The organism is Algimonas porphyrae (genome assembly GCF_041429795.1).
In the GTDB taxonomy this organism is placed as follows: Bacteria; Pseudomonadota; Alphaproteobacteria; order Caulobacterales; family Maricaulaceae; genus Litorimonas; species Litorimonas porphyrae.
In genome coordinates this window covers 110,641-129,752 of the sequence record NZ_CP163424.1, presented here as the reverse complement: position 1 = coordinate 129,752, position 19,112 = coordinate 110,641, and the positions used below count along the sequence as shown (strand labels likewise).

General features: G+C 58.9%; 17 protein-coding genes and 1 tRNA gene. 7 read left to right on the top strand and 11 right to left on the bottom strand.

Annotation, left to right across the window (positions count from 1 at the left end):
- Nucleotides 1-27: 27 nt before the first annotated feature.
- Nucleotides 28-1,662 (top strand): bifunctional phosphoribosylaminoimidazolecarboxamide formyltransferase/IMP cyclohydrolase, encoded by a 1,635-nt coding sequence (purH, locus tag AB6B39_RS00605; RefSeq protein WP_284371933.1) that lies wholly within the window; start codon nucleotides 28-30, stop codon nucleotides 1,660-1,662.
- A gap of 4 nt (nucleotides 1,663-1,666) precedes the next feature.
- On the opposite strand, the gene AB6B39_RS00600 is transcribed toward purH, so the two are convergent.
- Nucleotides 1,667-2,098 (bottom strand): hypothetical protein, encoded by a 432-nt coding sequence (locus AB6B39_RS00600; RefSeq protein WP_284371935.1) that lies wholly within the window; start codon nucleotides 2,096-2,098, stop codon nucleotides 1,667-1,669.
- 178 nt (nucleotides 2,099-2,276) lie between these two features.
- Here AB6B39_RS00600 and AB6B39_RS00595 point away from each other — a divergent pair, with 178 nt between their 5' ends.
- Together AB6B39_RS00595 and AB6B39_RS00590 are read left to right on the top strand one after the other, a co-directional pair.
- On the top strand, nucleotides 2,277-4,373 hold the full coding sequence (locus tag AB6B39_RS00595) for a protein-disulfide reductase DsbD family protein (RefSeq protein WP_284371937.1): 2,097 nt from the start codon (nucleotides 2,277-2,279) through the stop codon (nucleotides 4,371-4,373).
- 56 nt (nucleotides 4,374-4,429) lie between these two features.
- On the top strand, nucleotides 4,430-5,038 hold the full coding sequence (locus AB6B39_RS00590) for a redoxin family protein (RefSeq protein WP_284371938.1): 609 nt from the start codon (nucleotides 4,430-4,432) through the stop codon (nucleotides 5,036-5,038).
- A gap of 68 nt (nucleotides 5,039-5,106) precedes the next feature.
- Here the strand turns inward: AB6B39_RS00590 and AB6B39_RS00585 are convergent, their stop codons facing one another.
- From AB6B39_RS00585 to trxA, 7 genes are all read right to left on the bottom strand, one after another.
- Complete coding sequence (locus AB6B39_RS00585; RefSeq protein WP_284371940.1) at nucleotides 5,107-6,441, bottom strand: erythromycin esterase family protein; 1,335 nt, start codon at nucleotides 6,439-6,441, stop codon at nucleotides 5,107-5,109.
- An 11-nt stretch (nucleotides 6,442-6,452) separates the two neighbouring features.
- Complete coding sequence (hslV, locus tag AB6B39_RS00580; RefSeq protein ID WP_284371942.1) at nucleotides 6,453-7,007, bottom strand: ATP-dependent protease subunit HslV; 555 nt, start codon at nucleotides 7,005-7,007, stop codon at nucleotides 6,453-6,455.
- Between the two features lie 56 nt (nucleotides 7,008-7,063).
- Complete coding sequence (locus tag AB6B39_RS00575) at nucleotides 7,064-7,978, bottom strand: D-Ala-D-Ala carboxypeptidase family metallohydrolase (RefSeq protein ID WP_284371944.1); 915 nt, start codon at nucleotides 7,976-7,978, stop codon at nucleotides 7,064-7,066.
- Nucleotides 7,978-9,762: a L,D-transpeptidase family protein gene (locus AB6B39_RS00570; RefSeq protein WP_371398666.1), complete on the bottom strand. Its 1,785-nt coding sequence runs from the start codon at nucleotides 9,760-9,762 to the stop codon at nucleotides 7,978-7,980. Before AB6B39_RS00570 ends, AB6B39_RS00575 begins: the two co-directional genes overlap by 1 nt.
- A gap of 104 nt (nucleotides 9,763-9,866) precedes the next feature.
- Nucleotides 9,867-10,058: a Trm112 family protein gene (locus tag AB6B39_RS00565; RefSeq protein ID WP_348520181.1), complete on the bottom strand. Its 192-nt coding sequence runs from the start codon at nucleotides 10,056-10,058 to the stop codon at nucleotides 9,867-9,869.
- Between the two features lie 14 nt (nucleotides 10,059-10,072).
- Nucleotides 10,073-10,765 (bottom strand): LON peptidase substrate-binding domain-containing protein, encoded by a 693-nt coding sequence (locus AB6B39_RS00560; protein ID WP_284371950.1) that lies wholly within the window; start codon nucleotides 10,763-10,765, stop codon nucleotides 10,073-10,075.
- Nucleotides 10,766-10,773: 8 nt separating this feature from the next.
- Nucleotides 10,774-11,673 (bottom strand): thioredoxin, encoded by a 900-nt coding sequence (gene trxA, locus AB6B39_RS00555; RefSeq protein ID WP_371398665.1) that lies wholly within the window; start codon nucleotides 11,671-11,673, stop codon nucleotides 10,774-10,776.
- A gap of 171 nt (nucleotides 11,674-11,844) precedes the next feature.
- Here trxA and AB6B39_RS00550 point away from each other — a divergent pair, with 171 nt between their 5' ends.
- On the top strand, nucleotides 11,845-13,659 hold the full coding sequence (locus tag AB6B39_RS00550; protein WP_284371954.1) for a histidine kinase dimerization/phospho-acceptor domain-containing protein: 1,815 nt from the start codon (nucleotides 11,845-11,847) through the stop codon (nucleotides 13,657-13,659).
- Here AB6B39_RS00550 and AB6B39_RS00545 read toward each other — a convergent pair.
- Nucleotides 13,656-14,174 carry a prolyl-tRNA synthetase associated domain-containing protein gene (locus AB6B39_RS00545; RefSeq protein ID WP_284371956.1) on the bottom strand — a complete coding sequence of 173 codons (519 nt, stop codon included), beginning with the start codon at nucleotides 14,172-14,174 and terminating at the stop codon, nucleotides 13,656-13,658. The two genes, AB6B39_RS00550 and AB6B39_RS00545, sit on opposite strands and share 4 nt — an antisense overlap.
- A gap of 95 nt (nucleotides 14,175-14,269) precedes the next feature.
- Between AB6B39_RS00545 and AB6B39_RS00540 the strand changes: the two genes are divergently transcribed.
- Nucleotides 14,270-14,344: transfer RNA gene (locus tag AB6B39_RS00540), tRNA-Gly, on the top strand.
- Nucleotides 14,345-14,442: 98 nt separating this feature from the next.
- Here the strand turns inward: AB6B39_RS00540 and AB6B39_RS00535 are convergent.
- Entirely contained in the window at nucleotides 14,443-14,706 is a 264-nt protein-coding gene (locus tag AB6B39_RS00535) for a hypothetical protein (protein WP_284371958.1), read from the bottom strand.
- Between the two features lie 89 nt (nucleotides 14,707-14,795).
- Here AB6B39_RS00535 and AB6B39_RS00530 point away from each other — a divergent pair, with 89 nt between their 5' ends.
- Together AB6B39_RS00530 and AB6B39_RS00525 are read left to right on the top strand one after the other, a co-directional pair.
- Nucleotides 14,796-17,237, top strand: coding sequence for a TonB-dependent receptor (locus tag AB6B39_RS00530; RefSeq protein ID WP_284371960.1), 2,442 nt, complete (start codon nucleotides 14,796-14,798; stop codon nucleotides 17,235-17,237).
- A 26-nt stretch (nucleotides 17,238-17,263) separates the two neighbouring features.
- A complete protein-coding gene (locus AB6B39_RS00525) occupies nucleotides 17,264-18,676 on the top strand; it encodes a hypothetical protein (RefSeq protein WP_284371962.1) in 1,413 nt (470 codons plus the stop codon).
- Between the two features lie 29 nt (nucleotides 18,677-18,705).
- Here the strand turns inward: AB6B39_RS00525 and AB6B39_RS00520 are convergent, their stop codons facing one another.
- On the bottom strand, nucleotides 18,706-18,921 hold the full coding sequence (locus tag AB6B39_RS00520) for a hypothetical protein (RefSeq protein WP_284371964.1): 216 nt from the start codon (nucleotides 18,919-18,921) through the stop codon (nucleotides 18,706-18,708).
- Nucleotides 18,922-19,112: the final 191 nt, after the last annotated feature.

Genomic DNA, 19,112 nt, shown 5'->3' with positions numbered 1-19,112 from the left:
CGACCCGCAGCTATCCCGGACCGCCCCATGCCGAGCCCCAATCCCGATCTGACACCGTTCGACCCCGACCGGATGCGCCCTGTGGCGCGCGCGCTTTTAAGTGTGTCCGACAAGTCGCGCCTGATCGATCAGGCCCGCGCGCTCGCAGATCTTGGTGTCGAACTGATCAGTACGGGCGGGACGAAGCGCGCCATTGCCGAGGCGGGCATGCCCGTCTCCGACGTCGCTGACTTGACGGGCTTTCCGGAAATGATGGATGGCCGGGTCAAGACGCTACATCCGGCGGTGCATGGCGGCCTGCTGGGCGAGCGTGATCTGCCGAGCCATGTCGCGGCCATGAGCGCTCACAATATCGCGCCGATCGATCTGCTGATCGTCAATCTCTACCCGTTCGAACAGGCAGTGTCGTCCGGTGCGGACTATGAAACTTGCATCGAGAATATCGATATTGGCGGTCCGGCCATGATCCGGGCGGGGGCGAAGAACCACGCCCATGTCGCCGTCTGTGTCGACGCGGACGATGTCGATGCGGTGCTTGCCGAGCTGCGCGAGCATGACGGGCTGACATCGGGCACGCTGCGTCAGAAGTTGGCGCATAAAGCCTTCGCCCGCACCGCTCATTATGATGCGGCAATCAGCAATTACTTCGCTGATATTCGCGGCGATATGGCCCCGGATTACCGGATACAGGGCGGGTCTTTGCGCCAATCTTTGCGCTACGGCGAAAACCCGCATCAGACAGCGGCTTTCTATGCAGACGGGTCGGACCGGCCCGGCGTGGCGACAGCCGAGCAATTGCAGGGCAAGGCGCTGTCTTACAATAATATCAATGATACGGATGCGGCCTATGAGCTGGTCGCGGAGTTCGGCGACGCCCGAAATGGCGCCAAGCCGACAGTCGCCATCATCAAGCACGCCAATCCGTGCGGGGTGGCGACCGGGGACGATTTCGTGTCCGCCTACCGCGCCGCGCTCGCCTGCGATCCGGTCAGCGCATTTGGCGGCATTGTCGCGCTGAATGGTCTGCTGGACGCAGAGACGGCGACGGAAATTGTCAAGGTCTTTACCGAAGTCGTGATCGCTCCGGCTGCGACCGACGATGCCATTGCCGTGTTCAAAAAGAAGAAGAATTTACGCCTGCTGATTGCCGGTGATCTGCCGGATCCCAAGGCCGGCTCGCTCACCTACCGCAATGTGGCGGGCGGCGTGCTGGTCCAGGATCGCGACAATGGCCATGTGGCCGAGACGGATCTGAAGGTCGTGACCAAGCGCGCACCGAGCGACATCGAAATGGCCGATCTGAGAATGGCGTGGAAAGTGGCCAAGCACGTCAAGTCCAACGCCATCGTCTATGTCAAGGACGGCGCAACCGCCGGGATCGGTGCAGGCCAGATGAGCCGGATTGATGCCGCCCGCATTGCTGCGGGCAAGGCGGAGGATGCGATGGAGGCGGCAGGTTGGGATCAGCCGAAAACGGTCGGATCAGCGGTCAGTTCCGATGCCTTCTTCCCCTTCGCGGACGGCATGCTCGCGGCTGCCAAGGCGGGCGCGACATCCGTCATACAGCCGGGCGGCTCCATTCGCGATCAGGAGGTGATCGACGCTGCCGACGCTGCTGGCCTGGCTATGGTCTTTACCGGAATGCGTCATTTCCGGCATTAGGTTCTCAGTTCGCGATCACTTTCACGTCCGGCGGATAGTCCTCTACCAAACGTGTCCAGTGGATAGCTGGGAAGATGGTTGTCAGCTTCAAATAGCGGCAAGTCGCGATCAGATGACCGCGACTGAGCGGTTGCATCGCATCTCCATCCTTTTTCTGGCAAAAGTGGTTTTCAAGATCGCCAAATGCAATCGTGATCCCCGCTAGTTTCTTGTTTTGTATATAAGAAGACACAGCCAGAGTCTGTTCCGCCGAGACATCGAAGATGGCTGCAAACGGCTTGTGAAAATTCATCGTGTCATTCAGTGCCGGATAGACACCATTCTGCCATCCATAAATATAAGCTTGGTGATTGGTCCCAAAGACTGTCGGGTCCGATGCCGTCATCACTTGCAACCGCGTCAGCTGATAAAGCGCGCCGAGAATTGTATCGCTCATTGTATATGCTCCCCACTCAATGACTTGCACTAAATAGAGGGAACGGCAGTTTCGCAACGATAAACTGCAAGTTCAGACTTCAAACGTCCGAAACAGTCTTGATTTTTGACGATAAAGTGAGCGCAGCGTCGGACATCCCATATCGATTTATCGGGGTTCCAACCCTATAGAGCCAGCCATGCGCACCGTCTTTCTCACGCTACTAATGTGGCTTTCCGCCGCGACAAGCGCTTTCGCGACCACTTCGCTACCTGTCGATACGGGCAAGGTCGAAGCCTCCCTGCTATCCTCCCATTACACCGTCGCGCCGGGACAGACCTTCCAGATCGCGCTGAAGACGACGCTGGATGAAAAGTGGCATACCTATTGGCGCAATCCGGGAGATAGTGGCGAGCCGGTCCAGATCAGCTGGGTCCTGCCGGACGTTTTAAGCGCGGGCGAGATCGTCTGGCCACTGCCCTATCCGATCCCGACAGGTCCGATTATCAATTACGGCTTCGAAGGTGCGCCGCTCTTTCCGGTCGATTTCACAGTCGCAGACAATGCGCCGATCGGATCGGTTCTCGAAATTCAGGCCGATGTCTATTATCTGGTCTGCAAGGATATCTGCATTCCCGAAGAGGGGACGTTGCGTCTGATCTTGCAGGTGTCAGGCGAAGCCGAGCTGAACGACGCCAATGCGGCGGAGATTGCGGAAGCCATCAACCGGGCACCCGCCGCCATCGATATTCGTGTATCCATGCAGGCCGATGACGGGGCGCTGTCCCTGCAATTTGCCGATCTGCCGTCTACTGTGGCGGATGGCAATTTCGCAGACGCCTATTTCTTTCCCTATGACAATACGCTGCTGGCTCATTCCGACCCTCAAACCGTCACGATCGGGTCGGACGGTCTGCAGATCGACACGACGGCGAGCTTCGGCTGGGGCGAGGGCTTCGACACGCCGCAGCAGGGATTGCTGAGCTTCGATTTGGACGGTGAGCGAACCGGCCGGATCGTCACCGTCTCGACGGGCGCACCGCTCGCGATCGGCCTTGACGCATCCCGGCCAGCGCCGGACGGGGCGGGATCGATTGGGCTGATCAGTGCGCTTATCGGGGCCTTTATCGGCGGGTTGATCCTGAACCTCATGCCCTGCGTGTTCCCGGTGATCTCTCTGAAAGCGCTCAGTCTCGCCAAATCCGCTCATGCGGAACGCAGCATCGCCCGGCGCGAGGCCTGGGCCTATGCGCTCGGGGTCTTTGCGACCTTCGCGCTGCTCGTCATCGCCCTCCTGATCGTCAAGGCGACAGGCGCGGCGCTGGGATGGGGCTTCCAGCTCCAGAACCCGGTCGTCGTCGGATTGATCGCCTTGCTGCTATTTGCCGTCGGGCTTAACCTGATCGGCGCCTATGACATCGCTGGCGGCTCCTATCAGGGTGCAGGCGCAACTCTGGCCGGGCGCGGCGGGTTGACGGGCTCCTTCTTTACGGGCGCACTGGCCGTGCTGGTTGCGACGCCCTGTACGGCACCGCTCATGGCCAGTGCCATCGGCTATGCGCTGGCGCAGCCCGCCTTTATCACCTTCATCGTCTTCATGGCGCTTGCCGCGGGTTTTGCGGCCCCCTTCGTCCTGCTGGCCTACGCCCCCGGGCTGCTGATGAAGCTGCCCAAGCCGGGGCCATGGATGGTGCGACTGCGCGAAGTGCTGGCCTTTCCGATGTTCGCAGCGGCCATATGGCTGGTCTGGGTCGTCGGCAATCAGGCCGGTATTGACGGGTTGGTGCTGGTGCTGATGGCGATGCTCAGCTTCGCCTTGGCGGTCTGGCTGATCCAGCGGCGTGGCATCTGGAAACTGCTCGGCGTGGCCGCGATCGTACTGGCTGTGGCGCTACCCTTTACCGCGCGGACAGTCCCGGCCAGCGCGTCCGGTGCCGCCTCCATTAATCTAGCCACGGATGTGTGGAGCCCGGACCGCGTGGCCGAACTGCGTGCAGATGGGCGTGCTGTCTTTGTCGATTTCACGGCGGACTGGTGCGTGACCTGCAAGGTAAACGAGCGTCTGGTCTTGAAAACCAATACGGTGAAGCAGGCGTTCATCGATACGGATACGGCGTTTCTGATCGCCGACTGGACCAACAGGAACGACGCGATTGCGCGCGAACTGGAAGCCTATGGCCGGGCGGGCGTGCCGCTCTATCTCTATTATCCCGCCGGTGACAATTCCGTGAGGGCTGAAGTTCTGCCTCAAATTCTGACGACCGATCTGGTAGTGAAAACCCTAAAGGGGAGCTGACAGCGGTTCGGCCCGGGCGAAAGAACGGGCCTGCCAGTGATAATTGGAGCGTAATCATGAAACTTCTTGCCTATGCCACCGCCGCCACTCTGGCGCTTGCAACGCCCGCTTTTGCCAAGATCGCGACCGGGTCGACCGTCTCCGACATGAGCGTCGTCGATAGCGAGGGCGTGACCCATAATCTCTCCGACTTTGCCGGACAGCGCGTGATCCTGGAGTGGACGAATGAAGGCTGCCCCTACGTCAAGAAACACTACAAGACCGACAATATGCAGGACCTGCAGCGCGAAGCGACTGCGGACGGTGATACGGTCTGGCTCTCGGTGATCAGCTCGGCCCCCGGCAAGCAGGGCCATAAGGACAATGTTCAGGTCGCCCAGTGGAAAGCCGCCTATGACGTCGCATCGACAGCCGTGATCCTGGACGAAGCGGGCGATATGGGTCAGGCCTTCGCGGCGCGCACGACGCCGCACATGTATATTATCGATGAGGACCAGACGCTGGTCTATCAGGGCGCGATCGATGACAATAGTTCATCCAACCCGGCGACGGTCGACGGTGCGACCAATTATGTCCGGGCCGCGCTGGCCAATCTCGATGCGGGCGAAGCGGTCGCGATGAGCGACACGCAGCCTTATGGCTGCTCGGTCAAATACGCCTCGTAAAGCTCAGGCGCTCTGAAACCAGAAAGCCCGCCTTGCGGCGGGCTTTTTCATGAGGCGTTCGAAAAAGACTATCCGTTTTGACACTCTAAACGCTTGCCATGCGGATGTGTTTCTGACGTCGATCGGATGAAGACGAGACCGTCAAAGTCAGACATAGGAACAGTCGTTACCAGGCTTTCAAGATTCCGGGACGAGCTATCTGGATCGTCTCCCACATTGTAGCCGCCCCAACCCCTTTGGGGGTATGGCTGGCTGAGCCACTTCAAATCCTGTTCGGGAAGCGCTGGGGCGTTCAAGTCCAGAAAGGCCGTTTCGAGCCCGGCCGCCAGGAAGGGTTCAGCCAATGTGCCTGCAACAGGATCCGAGACCGTGTAACAATGGAATTGCCATCCCGTTTCCGGGTCATTCACAAGCGCTGAAAAACGGCCGGAACCGAAAACGAAACCCAAAGCGTAATAGTCATCGCCTAAAGCGGCCTTCAACCGTCCGCCGGCTGCGACCTCTTGGGAATACATATAACGCATCGGTCCGGTGAAAACGTGACCATTATGCGCCCAGAAGACGGCACCTTTCGAAGATGTGGTCTGGGAATCCTGGAGCAGAGATTCCGCCATTCCGGCGTCGCGTGCATCCGCGCTGTCCGCCATTCTGGAATAGCGGCGCAAATCATCAAGCAATCTTGCGAGATCAAGATTGTCAGAGTTCTCAAGATCGAGAGACTCACCAATCATACGCTTTGCGTTATTGATCGTTTCGATAACGCTATCCAGTTGATCCCTGTCCCCGGACCAGGCCGATTGCATGGCGGTCTCCAGCTCCGCCCCCAAAGTCTTGATCCCGGAGAGGTCCAGATCAGTCCGTCCATCCAGGTGCCTGGCAATGTGTTGAGACGTGAGTTGCGGACTCTGAAAATCCACACCAACGAAAGTGACTCTGTCCTGTGGCTCAGCTGCGGCATTCCACCGTCTTAAATCCTCCAGAAGGCGAGCAAGGGATTCGGTGCTCCAAATCAGCAGGTCCAGACCGCTGGTTACCGCCTCATCAATGGAAAAGTCTGCGCCTTGAATATAGGCATTTGCGTAAGTAGCAGACGCATTGCCTGTTTCAAAATAAACCGTGCGAACGTGCCCCATTTCGATCAAAGCCATTGTCAACTGGCGTCGGAAGTCGAACATCTCACGCTGGCCGTGTGTGGTCTCTCCAAGACCGATCAACGAATATTCAGAGAGCGTTTCCGCAATGGATGAAAGGGCCTCTGGTTGGAAGATATCCGTTACCGTCGCGTCACTCTTGAAGGTCTGCGTGAGAGGCTTTTGAGCGAGCGCATCCCGATTTTCGGAGACAGATGGTTCGCAAGCCAGTAGAAACGGGATCGCCCAGATAAAGCGCCAAATCCAACCCATGGGACAAGTGTCTACGAGATCGTCTCGACCGTCAAATTATTATTGGTGAACACGCAGATCCGGTCCGCAATGGCCATGGCCTTGCGGGCGAGGACTTCCGCATCCTCTTCATATTCATTCATCGCCAGAGCGGCTGAATAGGCATAATTGCCCCCCGACCCGATGGCGACGATGCCTTCATCGGGCTCGACGACATCGCCATTGCCGGTCAGCACGAAGGTCTGATCCTTATCGGCCACGATCAGCATGGCTTCCAAGTTGCGCAGATATTTGTCCGTACGCCAGTCCTTGGTCAGTTCGACACAGGCACGCGCCAGTTGAGTGGGATATTGTTCCAGCTTGGTTTCCAGCCGCTCGAGCAGAGCAAAGGCGTCCGCCGTTGCGCCGGCAAAGCCAGCCAGAACATCGTTATCCTTGCCGACACGCCGAACCTTGCGGGTTTGCGCCTTCATGACCGTATTGCCGGCACTGACCTGACCATCGCCGACAACCACGACTTTACCGTTCTTGCGAACGGACAAAATGGTCGTGCTGCGCCAGCGCTCATGCAGATAATCAGTGCTCATGGGCGGGATGTGGTCACAGCGGGACGCGGCGTCAAGCCATTGCGATGCAGGACTGTCTAGCGGCCCCAGCGAGCCGTCGTCCCCCGCCCGTCGACATGGACGAAGGGGCCGTGCACGGCATTGGCGCGGTAGGCGCCGATTCCGCCCTTGGGCAGGTCCTTGCGCTCCTTGTAGAGCCGCTGGGCATAATCATAGAGCCAGTTCGCGTCGGCCTTATTGACCTTCCCGTCCCTGTTCAGATCATCCATATTGCCATTACGCGGGGCATAATCGACGTAAATGTCGGCCGCATCACCATACATGTGGCGAGAAAATTTAGCGGACCCGATGGCAGAGTTATAGAAGGGCGTTCGGAAACCGCTCATCACGAAGAATGTCTCGGCATCAGTTGTCTTGTCGTCATTCAAGGCACCTAACAGGGCTTCCAGTCGTCGGATGTTATCCTGGCTGACCAGCACATATTTCGGCCAGTGACCGGGCTGCTGTTTGCACAGGAACTGTCCCAGATTGAAATGGGGCGACAAGGCGATTTCCTTATCCTCAGGACCGTCAAGACGAATGAAGCCCTTGGGAGGATTTCGCGGGTAGGACCCGATCCGGTAGCCGTTCAGCCAACCCTTAGCGTCCTTGTTGGTATGCGGTTCCAGCACGAACAGCGTGATAGTGGCAATTTCCTGAGCGCCGGACAGAAGCGTTGCGGACAGGGCTTGCGCTGTCGCAGGGGCGCGCCAGTCAGGCGTCCATGGCTTACCTTCGATCAACAGCTGTTGATCAGGTTGCAGGCTGATGAGCAGTCCTTCGCCCGGCATGATAGTTTCATACCAGATATTGAACCGCGGGCTGTAGGCGGTCTGGCTCTGGCTTGTCAGGCTCGCATTCACGACCGGTACTGTCTGCGCGATGGCAGGCGTACCGATGATCAGTGGAGCCACAAAGCTGGCCGCGAGCAACGGCTTAAGTGGCGACTTCATTATTGCAGCGTATCCGATCTGGACCCTGATTCCCCGTCAATTTCGACATACAGGTCCTCTTGTTCTTCGACAATATCGTCCGGATACGTCCCTTTCGCTAGGGTTGGTTTCTTAAATTGTTGATAGATATCGGCTGGAAACTCGACGTGACCATCCGGATTGACCACCGCAGGCAGATAGGTGAGGTGAACCTGAACATGTTTGTCCAGATAGAACCGTTCCCGTTCGCGGCTCTGCAGTGTCGTGTTGAACACCTCAGTAGACACACCTTCATCACCATCGGTTAGCCAGTTGGCCATCTTGACGGGGTCCAGCAAGCGGACGCAACCGGATGACAGGGCGCGCACGTCGCGTTCGAAAAGATGACGGTCCGGCGTATCGTGCAGATAGATGGAGTGCTTGTTCGGGAAGATGATCTTCAGTTGACCGAGCGCATTATGCGGACCGGGGGTCTGCACCATCTGGATCTTACGCGAGACGCCAGGCTCGTTCCAATCGATCGTGTGGGGGTTGACCTTCGCGCCTGAGGCCCGGTCGTAGACCACATAATTGTGACGGGCGGCATAGCCGGGATCCTTGCGCAGTTTGCGCAATTTCTGGCGCTTGAAGAGACCGATCGGCAGGAACCATTTCGGGTTGGCCACGATATATTCGATTTCATCGGAAAAAGCGGTTGTCGGTGTGCGCTTCTTGCCGACGATCGTATCCATGGCGATATCGAGACGGTCGCCTGTCCAGGCTTCGGCGCGGTAGGAAGGAATGTTGACCCAGATATGGCGTTCGCCCAGATCGGAGCGGCTGCGCCAGTGGTTCATGGCGCGTTCGATCCTGTCAATCTTCGACTCGACGCTTTCATTAAGCGCGGCCAGCGTTGCAGGGCCGATAACGCCGTCCTGTTTCAGACCGTGAGCAGCCTGAAACGCCTGAACCTTCACGGCCAGCGTTTCGTCATACACGGTCGGCGCGGTTTCCGGCAGATCGTCCAGAACCGGCATAAAGAAATTGAATGCGGCGGGCTGAATATAGCCTTCGGCTTTCAGACGTTCGCGCAGAGCTGGAACGCGCGGATCGTTCATGCCGGGCTCCAGCATCTCCTTGCCATCGCGGATTTTCATCCAGCCGCCATTCGCGGCGTGATCGCGATAGGTTTTCAGCGCGTCGCGCAATTTGGAATATTGTGGGGCCAGAGAGGAAAATTCCTTCATCGTGGCAATCGGATCGCTTTGACCAGCTTTGCGCAGGGCAACGACCAAGTCTGACCGCGTCGGGCCCGTCATCGTCGATTTGACCATGCCGCCCTCATCGGACAGGCCGCCGCTTAGCTTCGACGCCATGATCAGCCATGTTGCCGTCAGCATCAGATCGCCATCGGCACGAGCGTCTGCATTACCCATGAAACGGGCGTCGATAGCGGCACGAATTTGCGCGTCCGTATAGCCTGAATCGATGCCGTTTTCCTTGCAGGTCGCATTCGCATCGACAAGCTTTTCAGCCGCGTCGCGCGTCCAGATCGGAGCGAACACACCTTGAGCGTAGGCCAGACGTGCTGCTTCCTTGGCACCGGGTGAGACGGCCTTGCCGAGAGTCATATCGATCCGGTCCGCCATTACGCGGGCTTCGATCGCGGCGGCGATTTCGGATCCCTTGGGCTCGCCCAGCATGCTCTCGACGACAATAGCGGGGCCGTCCACGCGCTTCAGTGGCGCATGGGTCTCGGCCATGGCTGACGGGGCGCCGATCATGGCCGTCGACAGGGCGATTGCGCTGACGGCAAGGCCTCTCACGGCGGATGAGCGGAGAGCGGAATTTTGCGTGTGGTTAAATGATCTCATGCAGGCCCAACGCGGTGGCCGCCCGCTATGTTCCCGTTCAACTGCTCACGAAAAGGTTAAAGCAGTCGCGCATTCTCGATCAGCAGAATGGGAACCCCGTCCCGTATCGGATAGGCCAGCCCGGCCTTCCGGCTGATCAATTCGTTGGTTTCACTGTCATGAATGAGGGGGCCGCGGGTCTTGGGGCATACCAGCACGCTCAGCATCTTGGGGTCGATGGGCGTGGCGTGGCCAGCGGATGACGTCATGTCAGCCTTGTCGGTCATTGCGTATTCTGATGCGTGGCATCGCCCATCCCGCCGGATGCGTAAAGATGCATCAGCCCGATCAGCAGGCGGCGGCGTTCATCGGAGGTCTGCGCTTCGAGCAGAGACTGCTTGTCGGGCGCGGAAAACGGGCTGATCATGGCCGCTTGATTGACGAGAATGGGTAGAGGGATCTCCGCCAGTGCCTTCCAGTCCACCTCGACGCCGACGGCTTTGGCCAGCGCCTTCATCGCCACGGTGAGTGCGGCGCGGTCGGCCCGCCCGCTCTCTGACAGGGCTTCGGATGTCTGTCGCACGGCATGCAGGTCCGGATCTTCCGGGAAGGGGTCGAAGGTAATGTCGGCCTGCCTGTAGGGCGTGGCGACATTCGGCAGATCAGTGATGCGGAACCGGCGCAAGCCTTTCAGGACGATGAGATATCGCCCATCATCCGTTTCAGAAAACTGGATGATCCGGCCCAACCCGCCCACATCGGCAATACCGGTTCCGTTTTCGTCTTCATCGACCGATTGCACCATACCGATCAAACGGTCGGTCTTCAGCGCATCATCGATCATGTTCAGATAGCGCGGTTCGAAAATATTCAGCGGCAGATCGCAGACCGGCAGCAGGACCGCCCCGCTCAGCGGGAAGATCGGGATGCGCGACGGCGTCGTGCGCCGCGCCAGCGATTTGTAATGGGCGCTCATATTCCCGTTTACGCAAACAGGATGGACGACAGACGTCTGCGTCCATCGATCGAGATCTCGCTATCCGTCCCTTCGGCTTCGAAGATGGTCAGCAGGAATTTCCGCGCGGCTTCATCATCATGCATGCGGTCGCGACCGATGGCGTAGATCAAATGATCGACCGCTTCGGCGCGGCGTCCCCGCGCGGCCAGCGCCTTGGCCAGCACGAGTCGTGCGTCTAGATCCGTTTCGTTCGCCGCCACGGACGCGGTTGCGTCGCGCAGTTCCGTATCCACTTCGTCTGGCGTGTCGGCTTGCGGCGCGGCTTCGCCGAGTGACAGTTCCGACCGGATCGAAGCCACATCCGGATGATCGGCCAGCGGCCCGGTGGCCGCGTCGATCATTTCGACGGCCATGTCGCGATTGCCCATGTCGAGATAGACACGTGCCAGGCCGGCCAGGGCCGTTCCGTTTTCAGGATCGAGTTGCAAAGCCTGTGCGAAGTCCTGCGCCGCGCCGCCCGGATCGCTGGCGTCGAGACTGGCTTGCGCCCGCTCGACCAGAGCCGCCGCTTCATCCTTCGGGTCGGTTTCGCCGGATAAGCGGCTGATGAATTTAGACAGTTCGGATTCCGGTTGCGCGCCCATGAAGCCGTCGACGGGCTGTCCGTCCTTGAAACCGAACACGGCCGGGATGGAGCGTACGCCGAGCTGTCCGGCAACCCCGGGGTTTTCGTCAATATTGATCTTGACCAGCCGAACCTTGCCTTCAGCGGCTTTTACCTGCCGTTCCAGGGCAGGCATGAGCTGTTTGCAGGGTCCGCACCAAGGGGCCCAGAAGTCGACGATTACGGGCGTCTCTTTCGACGCCTCGATCACGTCGGCCATGAAGGTCATGTCGGATGAATCTTTTACAAGTGTATCAGTCATGCTGGATAGATGGGCGAGCCTTCGCAAAGGTTCAAGCGTGGTCGCAAGAAAGTGAGGCGGAAGATGCGTGTCCGCCGACCGGACAGCGGCACGGGCTCATGCAATACGGCCCATTCCCATCCCAACCAGCGTAACGTCCCGTTCGTCTTTTTCCCATAATGAAACGCCCATATGGGCAAGACGCCGACACCACCATTCACGAAGATGCTGATCGTTCTGCGACAGGGTCTGCTTGTGCGCGCCATGGCGTGTACCATCATGGGTGCGGTTGTGGCCGCAGCAGTCAGTCCGGAGGTTGGCTTCCTGACAATTCTGGCAGGCTGGATCAGCATGGCCATGGAATATGCCGCCTATCGACGGTTTCATACACGCGCCGATCAGACAGGACCGCGGTGTCTCATGCTCGGCACGACCATGCTGGCCGCCGTTGCCTTTATCATATCGGCGCCCATTCTGCTGGCGACCAATACCGGGCCGGCAGCCTTCATGGGTGCGCTCTGCATTGCGACCATGCTGATCTATCAGGGCGTTTATTATGGCCATGATCGACAGCTTGTGCTTTTTGCCCTGGCGCCCATGATTGCGACCCTTGCAGGGTGTTTCGTCATGATGGTCTGGCAGACGTTCAGCCAGGGACAGACGGCTCTGACCGTCATGGTCGTGATTATGGCCCCGGCCTACGCCTTCACCCTCATGACTCTGCGTACCGTGCTTTATTTCCGGTCCAAGAAGTTGCGGAAGCTGAAAGCCAATGCGGAACTGGCAAGCCGCGCCAAAAGCGAGTTCCTCGCCAATATGAGCCATGAAATCCGGACGCCGATGAACGGCATTATCGCCATGACGGACATGTTGCGCGCCTCCGATCTGAGCCCGCAGCAACGCCAATATGCCGAAATCATTACCAGTTCGGGCGAGAATCTGCTGGTCATCATCAATGACATTCTAGACTTTTCCAAGCTGGAAGCCCGCAAACTCGAGATCGATCCGGCGCCTTTCGACATGGTCAAGCTGGTCGAAGAGGTCGTCAGCCTCGTCGCACCCAAGGCCGCAGAAGGCGTCGACATCGTCAGTTTTGTCGATCCGATCCTGCCAAGCGCGCTCGTCGGGGATGCGGTTCGTATCCGTCAGGTGCTGCTCAATCTGGCCGGCAATGCCGTCAAATTCACTCAGGCGGGCTCGGTCATGATCACGGTCACACGGGCCGAAACAGGGGCCGAAACAGGGGCCGAAACAGACATTGATACGCTAACCGCTAAGGGCCCCGCCATTCCGCTCTCCATCCGGGTCCATGATACAGGCATCGGCATCGCGGCGGATCAGCTTGATTCCATGTTTGAAAAATTCCGTCAGGCCACGGCGGGCACGTCGAAACTCTATGGCGGGACCGGTCTCGGCCTTGCCATCTGCAAGGATCTGGTTTCGCTGATGCAGGGGCAGATGGTGGCGCATAGCACGCTCGGCCAGGGCTCGGTTTTCGGTTTTGACATTGCCTTGCCCCTGTCGTCGCAATCCGTGTCGTCTCCATCCGTCCCCTCCCAACCCCTGTCGGCCCAACCCAAGGCACGGCCCGCTGGCCCGGATCTGACGGGTCGGAGCGTCGTCATTCTGACGGATGTCTATGCGCTGCACTGGTCCCTTCACTGCCTGCTGGCGCGGCACGGGGCGATCCTATCCAGTTGGCAAGCGCCGGAGGTCGCGATCGCCGAACTGAGGAATGCGCCGGTCCGACCCGCCCTGATCATTCGGGATGACCGTCTGTCACCGGACGTGGCGGCGCGACTCGACGCCAGCCTGTCGGCTTGGCCCGCGGTGACACGACCCGCCTCCCTGACCCTGACAGATGCTGCCTCCGCTGCCGGGCCGTCCGCACGGTTTGTTGCGCGACCGGTCCGCTCCCGGGACATTCTGGACGGCGTCACAGCGGCCCTGTCCAATACAGGCGAGGCGCAGCCCGCCCTGTCTGCAGCTTGTGAGCTGACAGGCTAGGTCGCCTCGGTCAGACCGGTCAGGTCCAGAATAAGCGGATCATGGCCCGTCGCCTTCGCAAAGCGCAGCAGATCGTCCGGCGCGACCTGCGTACTGGCCGTGTTGCGCAAAGGGTGAAACCAGACCTGATCGTGATCGAACAGGGCCTTGTCCAGGACGAACCGGACATGCGTGTCAGGGTCGTTAATGACCGCGAAAGCGGTGACAGAGCCCGGCCTGACACCAAGCCTGTCGAACAGGGCGTCTTCCTTTCCGAATGAGAGGCGTTTCGTGCCGATATGCGGGTGCAGACGGTTCAGGCGGATGGGCGTGTCACTGACCGCGCTAATCAGGACGAATTGCCCAGCCTTATCCTTCAGGAACAGGTTTTTCGTATGCCCTCCGGGCAGGCGGGCCTTGATGTCGCGGCCTTCTTCGACCGTGAAAACGGCGTCATGCTCCTCGGTTCGGTAGGGAATGCCGGACTGGTCCAGCAAGGCATAAAGGCGGGCTTCATCAGGGTGCATTGCGGTCATGATGGTCGCCTAGCGGCGAAGCTGCAAAATCTCAAATCTGGGTGTTGCAAGGCTCGGCACACTTTTCTATAGGCCCCGCTTCGACGACTGCGAATGCGGGCGTAGCTCAGTGGTAGAGCATCACCTTGCCAAGGTGAGGGTCGAGGGTTCGAATCTCTTCGCCCGCTCCAGTCGATCGATCCCCCAAAATCCACGTTACGACGGGACATTGAAGCATATTCGATGTTTCTGGCCCGGTGTCCGTTTTTGGCTCCGAGCAGGGTCTCAATTATCCGGTTGCTGCTCGGTTACTGACAGTCATGCATTGGATGTAGCCCGTATAGCCGACCGGATCATTGTGCAAATAGGTAACCACGCCATCCGTGATCCGCGCCAGCGTGCTTGACGGGCCGGTAACATGGTCCGTCTCAGACGCGCTCTGTCCACCGCCGCTGAGCTTGTCGACATGAACAAGTGAACCCGACAGGTCGAAGATTTCATAAATGGTCCGCCCATCCACGACCGCCTTCGGGTTGTTGATTGAAGTCAACATGCTGCAACCGTCTGTGGTCGAATGTCGCACCTCGTGCCGGGGGTCGTCATGCGGACGGGCTCGGGATGCAGGGAAAAGGGGACCTATCCATGAGACATACGACTTATCTTCGCGCGGCAACATGCGCATCGGCCTTGCTGATCGGACTGGGACTGGCAGTGGGTGCCACTACGCCGGCCTTCGCACAGAGCAATGACGACGATGTTCGGGTCAAGGACGAAATCATCGTCACGGCCCGGAAAACGGAAGAGACGCTGCTCGATGTGCCGCTCTCGATTACGGCCATCACCGAAGCGGAGATTGAACGCTCGGGCATCGACAATATTGCCGACATCGCGCTGCAGACACCGGGTTTCTCCTTCCGGCAGGGCTTCGGTCGCGCCGAAGGCGGCGCCAATAGCCGTCCGGCCATTCGCGGCATGTCCAACGTTCTGGGCGCGCCCAATGCAGGTTTCTTCGTGGACGGCATTTTCGTCTCCGACAGTATCACCTCCTATCAGCTTGATAATCTGCAGCGGGTCGAAGTCATTCGCGGGCCGCAATCGGCTCTGTTCGGGCGCAACACGTTTTCGGGCGCGGTCAATTTCGTGACGCGCGATCCGGGCGACGAAATGCGCGGACGGATCACGGCCATGGCGGCTGAACATGATGCGTTCGAATTGAACGGCTATGTCAGTGGCCCGATCAAGGAGGGAATACTCTACGGCGAGATCAATGGGCGCTTCAACACGTTTGGCGGCGATTATGAGAATGCCGATGGCGGCGATGATCTGGGCGCACAGGAAACGACCAATGTCGGTGGCAAGCTGGTCTTCACGCCGTCGGACATGTTCACTGCGCGGCTCAATCTCGGCTATTCGGAAGTCCGCGACGGGGGCTTTGCCTATGGCGCGCTCGGCAGCAATAATCTCAACTGCTTCCTGCCCAATGTGACTGGCTCCTTCTTCGGGATCGATTTGTCGTCCAACCGCTCGCGTGGTTATTTCTGCGGCGAGATCGAAGTGCCCGATACGTTGGCGTTCAACGATGCCGAGTTGGACCAGCTCGGCTATGACGGCATCGAGCGTGACAGTTTCCGCTCCAGCCTGCAGTTGGACTGGGATCTGGACAATGGGTACACGCTGACCTCGATCACGGCTTATAACAGCTCGAAGAATATCAATATCTTCGACAATGCGCTCGTATCGTCTGCCACACCGAATTTCTCCATCGGCAAGTCGTCCCGTCATGATATCTCGCAGGAATTGCGGATCCTGTCGCCGCGGGACAATCGTTTCCGCTGGCTCGCAGGGGGTTATTATTTCGAAGAGAATGACGGCGAAGGATTCGATGCGGGCGGCAACTTCAATCCGAACGGCCTGTCAAATCGACCGCGACTCTTCGATTCCGGTGACAAGGTTGAAAACGTCGCTCTGTTCGGCATGGTCGAATATGATGCCAGTGAAGATCTGACATTGTCACTCGAAGCGCGCTATCAGGAAGATACGATCACGGCGACGGACGAAGTGCTGGGGGCTGCGGATTCGACCACACGTCCGGCCTTCAACAATGTCCGTGAAGCCAAGTTCGAAAGCTTCCTGCCGCGGCTGACGGCGCGCTATGCGCTCAATGAGAACATGAATGTCTATGGCTCCATCGCCAAGGGGAACAAGCCCGGCGGCTTCAACCCGGTGCCGACCCAGGCCGAGTTTTTCGACCCGCAGGACTTCACCGAATTCACACGCGATTTCGCGACTTTCGATGAAGAGAATATCTGGTCCTATGAAGTCGGCCTGAAGGGACAGGACGGCGAAGGCCGGTTCAACTATAATGTCGCGGCCTATTATATCGACTGGGCCGATCAGCAGCTCACCCAGTCGCAGCCCTATCTGACGGCATCCTCGGGCGGCAATTCGGGTACGACTTTCCCGGCTGTTGTCAATGCAGGTGAGTCCGAGATCTATGGCTTCGAGGCTGAACTGTTCGGATCGCTCGACCGGTTTTCCTACTCGCTTGGCTATTCCTTTACCAATGCCGAGTTGACGGATTTCTATGACGAGAACGCCGAAGAACTCTTCGATACGGACGGGATTCCGTCGGGGTCTCCGGGCGATGTGGACGGATTCAACGGACAGCTGGCTGGCAATGATCTGCCGCAGACTCCGGCGCATCAGATCAATGCGTCCGGTACCTATACCGTCCCGGTCAACGACTCGACGGACTGGTTTGCGCGGGCCGACTATAATTACGAGTCCAAGCGCTTCGTGCAGGTGTTCAACCTGGCCCATACGGGCGACTCGCACATGCTCAACCTTCAGACCGGGATCGATCGCGGCGACTGGAGCATTACGGCCTTCTACAATAACGTACTGGGCGACGACACGCCGCTGGTCGTGACGCGCTTGCTTGACTTCAACCGGACGCTGCTCATCCCCGATCCGGTCCGGTCTTTCATCTTCCTGCCGAACCGGCGCTTCACCTTTTATCGTGACTTCACGATTTCCGGTCCGCGCAAATCGCAATTCGGAGTCCGGGCGTCCTACAAGTTCTAGGACGCCGCCCGGGTTAGGACATAAGTATGGCTGCCCTGATCTCGCCGGCGTGGAAGCTGCGCCTGCTGAAATGGCATCGCTGGCTGACACTGCTGCTGCTGGCGCAGCTCGGCATCTGGTTGTGCAGCGCGCTGGTCATGACAATGATCGCGCGGTCGTCCCTGACGGCTTACGCGCCCCCGCCCGCGCCAAGTTTCGACGCGGCGAGCAGTTGGCCGGATCTGGACGCGCTTAGCGGGGCAGCACCGACAGGCGCGGCTCGCGTGCAGCTGGCGTTGTCCGGGCCGACACCGCAGCTGACCGTCGACGCAGCGGATCCCATTTCGCCGGAGACATTATCCCCGCCGGTGCGGATCGAAGCGGACCGTATTGCGACCCTGGCCTCCGCCATGACGGGGGAGGCGATTACGCCGGAGCAGGTCAGTCTGAAGACCCGCAACAGTGTGGAATATCAGAAACTGCCGGTTCCGGCCTGGCGGGTGGAGGCGGAAGACGCCGTGATCTTCTTCAGTCCGACGACGGGCGATTATATCACCCAGACGACGCGCATGCGGTTTCTCGAAAACCTCGCCACCACCATTCATATCATGGACTATAGCGGCGGCGCCGTCTTCCGCCGCAACGTCGTGCTGACCTTTTTCGCACTACTCTTCTTCAGCACCGCCCTGTTCGGTGTTCTGGCTGTCCGGAAGCTTTACCTGCGCAAGCGGCCGATCCCGAAGACGATGAAAATTCATCAGATCCTGGGACTGGTTCTCAGTGTTCAGGTCGTGCTGTGGGTCAGTTCCGGACTCGGCGTCGTCTGGCTCTTGCATCCGCTGCGTGATCAGGCCGAAGCGGTGCTGCGCCACGATCCGGCTCCGATCGACTGGACGGCCGTCACTGTGCATCCGCGCGACATTATCGACCCGGCTGACGCGCGCGGAACCCCGGTCGAAATCGTGCTGCGCATGTTGGGCGACGGGCCTGTCTATGCCGCCAAATGGCCGGGTCGCAATCCGGATCAGGCCCTGTGGAGCGCCCGCGACGGACAGGCGCTGGTCCTGACCGAGACCGACCGCGACGCCATTGTCGCTAAGGCGTTGGTGCCCGAAGCGGCGGCCTCGATCGAACGCTGGGAGGTCGCTGAAGGCCCGCAGGATCTGGACTTCTATTTCTACACCGGGCCTTATCCAGTCTGGAAAGCCTATTTCACCGAACCCCTATCTGGAGCTGTCGCGATCGATCAGGTCACGGGCCATGTCCACACGCCGCGAACCGGCAACGAAATTTTCCTGGAACGCTATTATAACGTCCATGTCGTGAACTGGCGCTTCCGCGTCGTTCAATATCGCCGCGAACCCGTCCTGATCATCGTCATCCTCCTCGCCATGGCCCTGTTCGTGACCGGTGTCGTGCTGCATGTCCGGCGATGGAAGCGGACGGGGTCTGTGTTGTGAGGTTTGTGATTGTATGGAAGTTGCCTAGCCTAATCAACAAGAGCAACGATCAGACTTAAAACGAGGCATGTGACCAAGCTGAGCGCAACAAGACATGCGGTAATGCGGATTGCGCGAAGTCCTGTGGCTTCTGCTTTCATTGAAAGAAACTGAAAGCTCATTTTCTCTGACATGCCGGCTCCATCTGGTTTGGTTCCACGATAAGCATCGGCAGACGTGGACTCATATGTTTGTGTTTCCGTCATGGACCCGACCCCCTTGCAGTTTCAGGTGGTTAGTATGGTTACGTGGGCAACCATGGACATTTCCGACATTTTTTTCTGTTGCTTTGAGCCCCTTTGAGCATGACACCATGACCTCTCCAGATTCGAGTAATCGACATGGCTATACCTCTTCTTGCAATAGCAATGACTTAGGTGCCGCCAGTTTGTAATTT

Bases quoted from the DNA above. Each gene is read 5' to 3' on its own strand.
- AB6B39_RS00600 (WP_284371935.1), bottom strand. From the start codon at position 2,098: ATGAGCGATACAATTCTCGGCGCGCTTTATCAGCTGACGCGGTTGCAA.
- AB6B39_RS00520 (WP_284371964.1), bottom strand. From the start codon at position 18,921: ATGACGGAAACACAAACATATGAGTCCACGTCTGCCGATGCTTATCGT.
- AB6B39_RS00585 (WP_284371940.1), bottom strand. From the start codon at position 6,441: ATGGGTTGGATTTGGCGCTTTATCTGGGCGATCCCGTTTCTACTGGCT.
- AB6B39_RS00590 (WP_284371938.1), top strand. From the start codon at position 4,430: ATGAAACTTCTTGCCTATGCCACCGCCGCCACTCTGGCGCTTGCAACG.
- AB6B39_RS00595 (WP_284371937.1), top strand. From the start codon at position 2,277: ATGCGCACCGTCTTTCTCACGCTACTAATGTGGCTTTCCGCCGCGACA.
- AB6B39_RS00535 (WP_284371958.1), bottom strand. From the start codon at position 14,706: ATGTTGACTTCAATCAACAACCCGAAGGCGGTCGTGGATGGGCGGACC.
- purH (WP_284371933.1), top strand. From the start codon at position 28: ATGCCGAGCCCCAATCCCGATCTGACACCGTTCGACCCCGACCGGATG.
- AB6B39_RS00545 (WP_284371956.1), bottom strand. From the start codon at position 14,174: ATGACCGCAATGCACCCTGATGAAGCCCGCCTTTATGCCTTGCTGGAC.
- AB6B39_RS00530 (WP_284371960.1), top strand. From the start codon at position 14,796: ATGAGACATACGACTTATCTTCGCGCGGCAACATGCGCATCGGCCTTG.
- AB6B39_RS00550 (WP_284371954.1), top strand. From the start codon at position 11,845: ATGGGCAAGACGCCGACACCACCATTCACGAAGATGCTGATCGTTCTG.
- AB6B39_RS00560 (WP_284371950.1), bottom strand. From the start codon at position 10,765: ATGAGCGCCCATTACAAATCGCTGGCGCGGCGCACGACGCCGTCGCGC.
- hslV (WP_284371942.1), bottom strand. From the start codon at position 7,007: ATGAGCACTGATTATCTGCATGAGCGCTGGCGCAGCACGACCATTTTG.
- AB6B39_RS00565 (WP_348520181.1), bottom strand. From the start codon at position 10,058: ATGACGTCATCCGCTGGCCACGCCACGCCCATCGACCCCAAGATGCTG.
- AB6B39_RS00575 (WP_284371944.1), bottom strand. From the start codon at position 7,978: ATGAAGTCGCCACTTAAGCCGTTGCTCGCGGCCAGCTTTGTGGCTCCA.
- trxA (WP_371398665.1), bottom strand. From the start codon at position 11,673: ATGACTGATACACTTGTAAAAGATTCATCCGACATGACCTTCATGGCC.
- AB6B39_RS00525 (WP_284371962.1), top strand. From the start codon at position 17,264: ATGGCTGCCCTGATCTCGCCGGCGTGGAAGCTGCGCCTGCTGAAATGG.